At 64.2% G+C, this 6,581-nt stretch carries 6 protein-coding genes and 1 pseudogene; 2 read left to right on the top strand and 5 right to left on the bottom strand.

What is annotated here, in order from left to right; genetic code table 11:
• Positions 1–815, bottom strand: a pseudogene (locus EOA24_RS23650) (N-methylproline demethylase); the annotation flags it as partial.
• A 204-nt stretch (positions 816–1,019) separates the two neighbouring features.
• On the opposite strand from EOA24_RS23650, the gene queF reads away from it, so the two are divergent.
• Positions 1,020–1,481: a preQ(1) synthase gene (queF, locus tag EOA24_RS23645; RefSeq protein WP_126083116.1), complete on the top strand. Its 462-nt coding sequence runs from the start codon at positions 1,020–1,022 to the stop codon at positions 1,479–1,481.
• A gap of 218 nt (positions 1,482–1,699) precedes the next feature.
• Here queF and EOA24_RS23635 read toward each other — a convergent pair whose 3' ends face one another.
• The 4 genes from EOA24_RS23635 to EOA24_RS23620 form a co-directional block, all read right to left on the bottom strand.
• Positions 1,700–2,296, bottom strand: coding sequence for a hypothetical protein (locus EOA24_RS23635; RefSeq protein WP_126083117.1), 597 nt, complete (start codon positions 2,294–2,296; stop codon positions 1,700–1,702).
• Positions 2,297–2,300: 4 nt separating this feature from the next.
• Positions 2,301–2,774, bottom strand: a complete 474-nt coding sequence (locus tag EOA24_RS23630; protein WP_126083118.1) for a DUF3828 domain-containing protein — start codon at positions 2,772–2,774, stop codon at positions 2,301–2,303.
• Between the two features lie 111 nt (positions 2,775–2,885).
• The gene (locus EOA24_RS23625) at positions 2,886–4,535 is read right to left on the bottom strand and encodes an ABC transporter substrate-binding protein (protein WP_126083119.1); all 1,650 of its coding nucleotides are present in this window, start codon (positions 4,533–4,535) and stop codon (positions 2,886–2,888) included.
• Positions 4,536–4,599: 64 nt separating this feature from the next.
• Positions 4,600–6,150, bottom strand: a complete 1,551-nt coding sequence (locus tag EOA24_RS23620) for a trimethylamine methyltransferase family protein (RefSeq protein ID WP_126083120.1) — start codon at positions 6,148–6,150, stop codon at positions 4,600–4,602.
• 90 nt (positions 6,151–6,240) lie between these two features.
• On the opposite strand from EOA24_RS23620, the gene EOA24_RS23615 reads away from it, so the two are divergent.
• Positions 6,241–6,581: LysR family transcriptional regulator (locus EOA24_RS23615; RefSeq protein ID WP_127410118.1), on the top strand; the 341-nt coding region annotated here is incomplete at its 3' end.

Genomic DNA, 6,581 nt, shown 5'->3' with positions numbered 1-6,581 from the left:
ACAGGGATGACCTTGGTCAGCGACGCGTCGGTCTCGATCGTGCCGCGGATAATGTTGAGGAAGTCGACCTTGCCGGAATTGGCAAGCCGCCTGGCGATCTCGACACCGACTTCCTTCGAGATACCCTTTTCGAGATCCTCGTCGGCAACCATGCGAATGCCGACGATGAATTTTTCCCCGACGGCGGCGCGGACCGCGTCGAGCACCATGTCGGTGAAGCGCAGCCGGTTGTCGAGCGAGCCGCCGAACTCGTCGTCGCGATGGTTGGTGAGCGGCGACCAGAAGCCATCCATCAGATGTCCATAGGATTCGAACTCGATGCCGTCGAGGCCGGCCGCCTGACAACGCTGCGCAGCCGCGGCATAGTCGGCGACGATGCGCTCGATATCCCACTCCTCGATGGTTTTCGGAAAGGCGCGGTGCGCCGGCTCGCGCACCGGCGAAGCGGACAGCACCGGCAGCCAGTCGGCCTTGTTCCAGCCCGTGCGGCGGCCGAGATGGGTGATCTGGATCATCACCTTGCAGTCATGCTCATGGCAGGCATCCGCCAGTTCGGCGAGCCAGGGCACGATGCGGTCGTCATAGACATGCAGATTGCCGAAAGCGGCCGGGCTGTCGCGCGAGACGATCGCCGAGCCCGCCGTCATGGTGAGCGCCATGCCGCCCTTGGCTTTTTCGGCATGGTAGAGCCGGTAGCGCTCCTTCGGCATGCCGTCCTCGGAATAGGCCGGCTCATGGCTGGTCGACATCACCCGGTTCTTCAGCGTCAGGTGCTTGAGCTGGTAGGGTCGGAGAAGCGGGTCGTTGCTGGTCATCGTCTTCCTGCCGTTTCAATTTGCACGGGAGCGTCGCGCCGCTCCCGCTTCCATTTCTCGCATCGGATTCGTCCGAAAACCGCTGCGCACTTTTCGGTCCGATGCTATTGAGCGGCCCAAACCCGCCGCGTCCGAAAGGTTGCGGAGCAATTTCCGCTTGTTTTGCCTGCCGCCCAGACCTTGGACGGCTGCGAGGAGCCGCCCATGACAGACGCCAAGAACCTCACCCAGCTCGGCAAGCACGTCGAGACGCCACAGAGCCCCGAACAGGCGGTCCTGGAGACCGTGCCGTTCCAGCGCGGCGATGGTCCGCCGGCGATCGTGCGCTTCACCTGCCCCGAATTCACCTCGCTCTGCCCGGTCACCGGCCAGCCGGATTTCGCCCACATCGTCATCGACTACGCACCCGACCGGACGCTGGTGGAATCGAAGTCGCTGAAGCTGTTCATGACCTCGTTCCGCAACCACGGCGCCTTCCATGAGGAATGTACCGTGATGATCGGCCGCCGGATCGTGGAGGCGACCAAGCCGCTCTGGCTGCGCGTCGGTGGCTACTGGTTTCCGCGCGGCGGCATCCCGATCGATGTCTTCTGGCAGACCGGCGCACCGCCCAAGGACGCGTGGCTGCCCGATACGGGCGTGGCGCCCTATCGCGGGAGAGGTTGAAATTTGTTGCGAAAGGCTGGCGGGACAGCGCCCCTCTCTGTCCTGCCGGACATCTCCCCCACAAGGGGGGAGATTGGCAGCTTCGGCGGCCCGCTTATCCTGAAACGTCGGAGATTGGCGAAAGCCGGCGTGACCTCTGATCTCCCCCCAAGTGGGAGAGATGGCCGGCAGGCCAGAGGGGGGCGCGAAGGATCGCCGACACTGATCTTTGGTCATTTTCATTCGCACTGGTACTGGCTCAGCGCCCATTCGCCGGTGACCGACAGGAGATCGGAGACCTTCCAGGCGCCACCGACCTTCTTCAGCTTCCATTCCAGGCGGTGCTGGTGGCCCTCGACGACGAAGGCAACGACCACCTTGGCCTCGTCGCCATTGACGGCTTCGATGGTGCGCAGGCTCCGGTCTATGGCCAGCTTGTCATAGTCGGCATTGTCGAGCGCCATGTTGGGGTCGAGGCATTCGCCCTGGCCCGAGGCGCGCAGCGCGTCCGCCTTGTCGAGTACGGTTTTCGCCGGGTCGGTGAAGTTCTTACGCTGCGCAGGATCGAGCTCCAGCCCGAGATGCTCGTAGAAGGGCTTCACCACCGCGGTCGGCGATCCGGGCAGGACCGGCGCGACAGGCGCCGGTTCGGCCGGCTTGCTGTCCGGCGCAGCGGCTGCAGGCGGCGACGTGTCGACCGCAGGCGGCGAGGTGTTGTCGCCGGATGAGGCTTTCGGCGGCGGCGCGCCGAACAGCCCCTGCGCAGAGGCGCCGCCGCTCAGCCCCGCGGCCAGCATCGACAAGCTCGCCAGCGCGAGGACAAAGCGGCGAGGCACGGCATCACTCCGTCGAGGCACCGCATCCCAGCGCGCTGAGCTTCCAGTCGCTGGTCTTGGAACTGATGTCGGCGATCTTCCACTTGCCGTCCACTTTCTTCAGCGACCACACCATTTCGCGTTTGGAGTCATCGCCTTCCGGGAAAAGATTGAAGTTGGCCGTCACTTCGGCGGTGTCGCCATTGACGGTCTCGGTGAGCTTCAGCGTCTTCGACAGGGTCTTCTGATCGAAATCCTGCGCGTCGAGGCCTGGGTCGAAGTCGAGGCAGGACACCTCGTCGGGCTTCTCCTTTTGCGCCTTGTCGTTGGCTTCGAACAGCTTGGTGACCGGCTCGGTGAAACGGTCGCGGTATTTGGCGTCTCCCTCGAACTTCACCGAAGGCACATAGAAGAACTTCACGGCGTTGGAGGCCGGCCCGGCGAGCACGGCGCCGGGCAAGGCAATCGAGAAGACAGCGGCAAGCACTATCGGCTTCATGCAGGATCTCCGAGGTTCGGCGGCTTGGCGGCACGCTTGCCACCACGCCTCCTGCATATCGCCTTTTTTGCGGCTCATGAAGTCTTTGCGGCTCATGAAGCCCGGGCGCGCTCAGGCATCCAGCCAGACGTTCTGGAAGTCCATCTCGTAGGTCTGGTGCATCGAGTAGTTCTTCACCTTCTTGTTCATGTGGCAGTAGAGCTTCTGCCAGAAGGGCTGGATGATGACGCCGGAGTCCTGCAGGATCGCCTCGACATCCTTCATCACCTCCTTGCGCTTGGCGACGTCGATCTGTGACAGCGCCTCCTTGAGCTTGGCGTCGAACTCCGGATTGGAGTAGGCCGTCTCGTTCCAGGCCTCGCCCGAGCGGTAGCCGAGCGCCAGAACCTGGACACCGAGCGGGCGCATGTACCAGATGGTCATGGAATAGGGATATTTCGTCCAGTCGTTCCAGAAGGTCGAGCCAGGCAGCACGGTGCGCTTCACCTTGATGCCGGCATCGCGCAGCTGGCCGGCGATGGCGTCGCCGGTGTTCTTCTGCCATTCGTCCTCGACCGTGATCAGCTCATGCTCGAAGTCGGCCTGGCCGGCTTCCGCCATCAGCTTCTTGGCGCCGGCCGCGTCGCGCTCCTTCTTGGGCAGCGGATAATATTCGGGATGGATCGGGGCGACGTGATGGTTCTCGCCGACCGTGCCGCGGCCGTTGTAGCCGAGCTGCATGACCTGGCTGTTGTCGACCGCCATCTGCAGCGCGTTGCGCACCCGCTTGTCGTCATAGGGCTTATGCGTGACGTTGGTGCGGGCAACCAGCGTGGTCGCGGTCGCGACCTCCGACTTCACCAGGCCCATCTTGTCCAGCGGGTCGATATAGTCGGCCGGCGTTTCGAAATCGAGGTCGACCTCGCCCGAATCGAAGGCATTGAGCGTGGCGTTGAAGTCGGTGCCGTAGTCGATGAACTCCACCCCGTCGAGCGGCGCCTCGCCGCCCCACCATTTGCCGTTTTCGCGGCGCTTGACGACCGCCTTCTGGCCGACATCGTAGGAGACCAGCTCGAAGGCTCCGGTGCCGATCGGCTTCTTGATCGGGTCGGCGCCATCCTTGTCGAAGTCGCGATGCACGACCAGCGCCGGATAGTCGGTCAAGCCCGGGATGATGGCGATATCGGCTTCGACGAGCTTCAGCTTGACCGTGTGGTCGTCGACCTTGGTGATGGCGCCATCCTTGGCCTTGCCGGTCTTGGTGTCGATCAGCGCGCCGACGCGGGCGGCCATGGAATTGCCGGAAGCCGCCTTGTCGCACCAGCGGTTCAGATTGGCGACCACGTCGTCGGCGTTGAAGGCATCGCCATTGTTCCAGGTGACGCCCTTGCGCAGATGCAACGTGTATTCGGTGGCGTCGTCATTGACGTCCCAGCTTTCGAGCAGAACCGGCTCGAAGGTGAACTGGTGGGTGTAGCGCACCAGCGGCTCCAGCCAGCAGCGGGTGACGTTCGCCATCTCGGTCCAGTCGTAAGTGCGCGGATCCTTCTGCGCCTTGACCGACATCGCGACATGCAGCGTGCCGCCCTTCTTCGGCTCGTCGGCCAGCGCCTTGGTCGGCGCGGCAAGGCCGAGCATGCCATAGGCGAAAGCCGTCGATGCGCCGAAGGCGCTGGCCAGCGCCAGGAATTCGCGCCGGTCGACACGGCCCGCGCGCGCCTCCTCGGCCATCGCTTGGATAGCGGCCGGGACCCGGTCACCATTGCTTCTGAAAAGTGTCATTCTCGTGCTCCCATTGATCTGGTCGGGTCTTCGCCCGGTTGGCTTCAACTAATGCTGCCTTCCATCAACTGACGCTGTCAGGCAGCTTTTCCTCGCGCCGCGCGATCAAATCCCTGAGACCTTCGGCAATGCCCTCGTCGAGCTTCGGCTCCTGGTAGTCGGCCAGCATGGCGCGCGCCTTTTCGCGGCCGCGCGTGTCATGGTCCTTGGCGCCTTCGGCGCTCCACTGCTCGAAGGAATTGAAGTCCATGATATTGGGCATGAAGAAGGCGCTCTCGAAATGCTCGAGCGTATGCTGCGTGCCGAGGAAATGCCCTTGCGGGCCGACCTCGCGGATCGCCGCCATCGCGTCCTTGAAATCGTCGAAGGACACGCCGCCGGCATATTTGTACCAGCCGACCAGCTGCTCGCAGTCGGTGGCGAATTTCGAATAGCCGCAGGTCAGGCCCGCTTCCAGCCAGCCGGCGGAATGCCAGATGTAGTTGGCGCCGGACAGGATCGCGGCATGCATCAGCATGTTCGCCTCGTAACCCGCCTGCGCGTCGTTGAGCTTCGAGCCGACATGGAAGCCGGAGGTGCGCCAGGGCAGCTTATACTTCCTGGCCAGCGCGCCCATCAGGTACATCATCTGGGCGGCCTCCGGCGTGCCGCCCATCGGCGCGCCGGTCTTCATGTCGACCGTCACCATGAACTGGCCGTAGAGCTGCGGCGAGCCGGGCCGGATGAGCTGGGTCAACGCCACGCCGGCAAGCGCCTCGGCGTTGACCTGCGCCACCGCGCCGACCGCGGAGGCCGAGGTCGAGGCGCCGCACAGCGCGAAGGGCGCCAGGATCAGCGGCTGGTTGTGGCTGGCATAGACCCGCATGGCGTCGATCATGGTGGCATCCCACACCAGCGGCGAATTGCAGTTGGTGATCGCAACCAGCACCGGATTGTCGCGCACGAACTCCTCGCCGAAGACGATGCCAGCCATCGCCATCGTGTCCTCGGCGCGCTCCTTCGACGTGACGATGCCCATGAACGGTTTGTCGGAATGTTTCAGCGCCGAATGAACGATGTGAAGGTGCCGCTTCGGCACCGCGATCTCCATCGGCTCGCAGATGACCGAGCTCGAGGAATGCAGCGCCGGCGCCATGTAGGCCATCTTGTGGAAATTGTTGAGGTCGGCCAGCGTGCCGTAGCGGCGCTTGTTGTCGAGGTCGCGGACATAGGGCGCGCCATACATCGGCACGAAGATCGAGTTCTTGCCGCCGACGCGCACCGTACGCTCCGGGTTGCGCGCGTGCAGTGTGAACTCGGGCGGAACCTTCGAGACCAGCTCCATCAACAGCGCGCGGTCGATGCGGACACGCGTTTGCCTGACATCGGCGCCGGCCGCCTTCCAGAGCTCGATCGCGCCGTCGTCGCGGAATTCGCAGCCCACCTCCTCGAGGATCTTCAGCGATTCCTCGTGGATCAGCTCCACCGCCTCGTCGGGCACGATCTCGTAGGCGGGGATCTTGCGCACAAGGGTGGGGAAGGACGCGACCGGCGCGCTTCTCAGCGCCTTGCGGCCGAGCCGGCCGCCGCCGCGGCGGTGGGTCTGTTCGGTCAGTTCAACGGCCGGTGCGTTCATGGAGGCTCCTTCTTCCCGCCCGACCAAGTTAGCGAGAGGAAATATGGATGTGATGCTGGAAAATCCTGATCTCTTGTATAAGCTGCACTTATGCGAAACCTCCGCCAGCTCCTGCCCTCCGCCGGCAGCCTCATCGTCTTCGAGGCCGCGGGCCGGCTGTCGAGCTTCACCGCCGCTGGGCGCGAGCTTGGCATGACGCAGGCGGCCGTCTCCTACGCGGTGCGCGGGCTGGAGGAGCAGCTTGGCGCCAAACTCTTCCAGCGGCGCCACCGCCAGGTGCTTCTGACGGAAGCCGGCGAACGTTTCCATGCCGATGTGTCGCTGGGCCTCTCGCATATCCGCAAGTCGGCGGAAGACCTTCGCCTGCAGGCGACCGGCGGGCATGGGACCTTGGCCGCCTCGACCGCCTTCGGCTCCTTCTGGATGATGCC

This window comes from Mesorhizobium sp. M2A.F.Ca.ET.039.01.1.1, assembly GCF_003998035.1.
Lineage (GTDB): Bacteria > Pseudomonadota > Alphaproteobacteria > Rhizobiales > Rhizobiaceae > Mesorhizobium.
Note: the sequence above shows the minus strand (reverse complement) of the source record. Positions and strands in the feature narration are given on the sequence as shown.

Bases quoted from the DNA above. Each gene is read 5' to 3' on its own strand.
- queF (WP_126083116.1), top strand. From the start codon at position 1,020: ATGACAGACGCCAAGAACCTCACCCAGCTCGGCAAGCACGTCGAGACG.
- EOA24_RS23630 (WP_126083118.1), bottom strand. From the start codon at position 2,774: ATGAAGCCGATAGTGCTTGCCGCTGTCTTCTCGATTGCCTTGCCCGGC.
- EOA24_RS23625 (WP_126083119.1), bottom strand. From the start codon at position 4,535: ATGACACTTTTCAGAAGCAATGGTGACCGGGTCCCGGCCGCTATCCAA.
- EOA24_RS23620 (WP_126083120.1), bottom strand. From the start codon at position 6,150: ATGAACGCACCGGCCGTTGAACTGACCGAACAGACCCACCGCCGCGGC.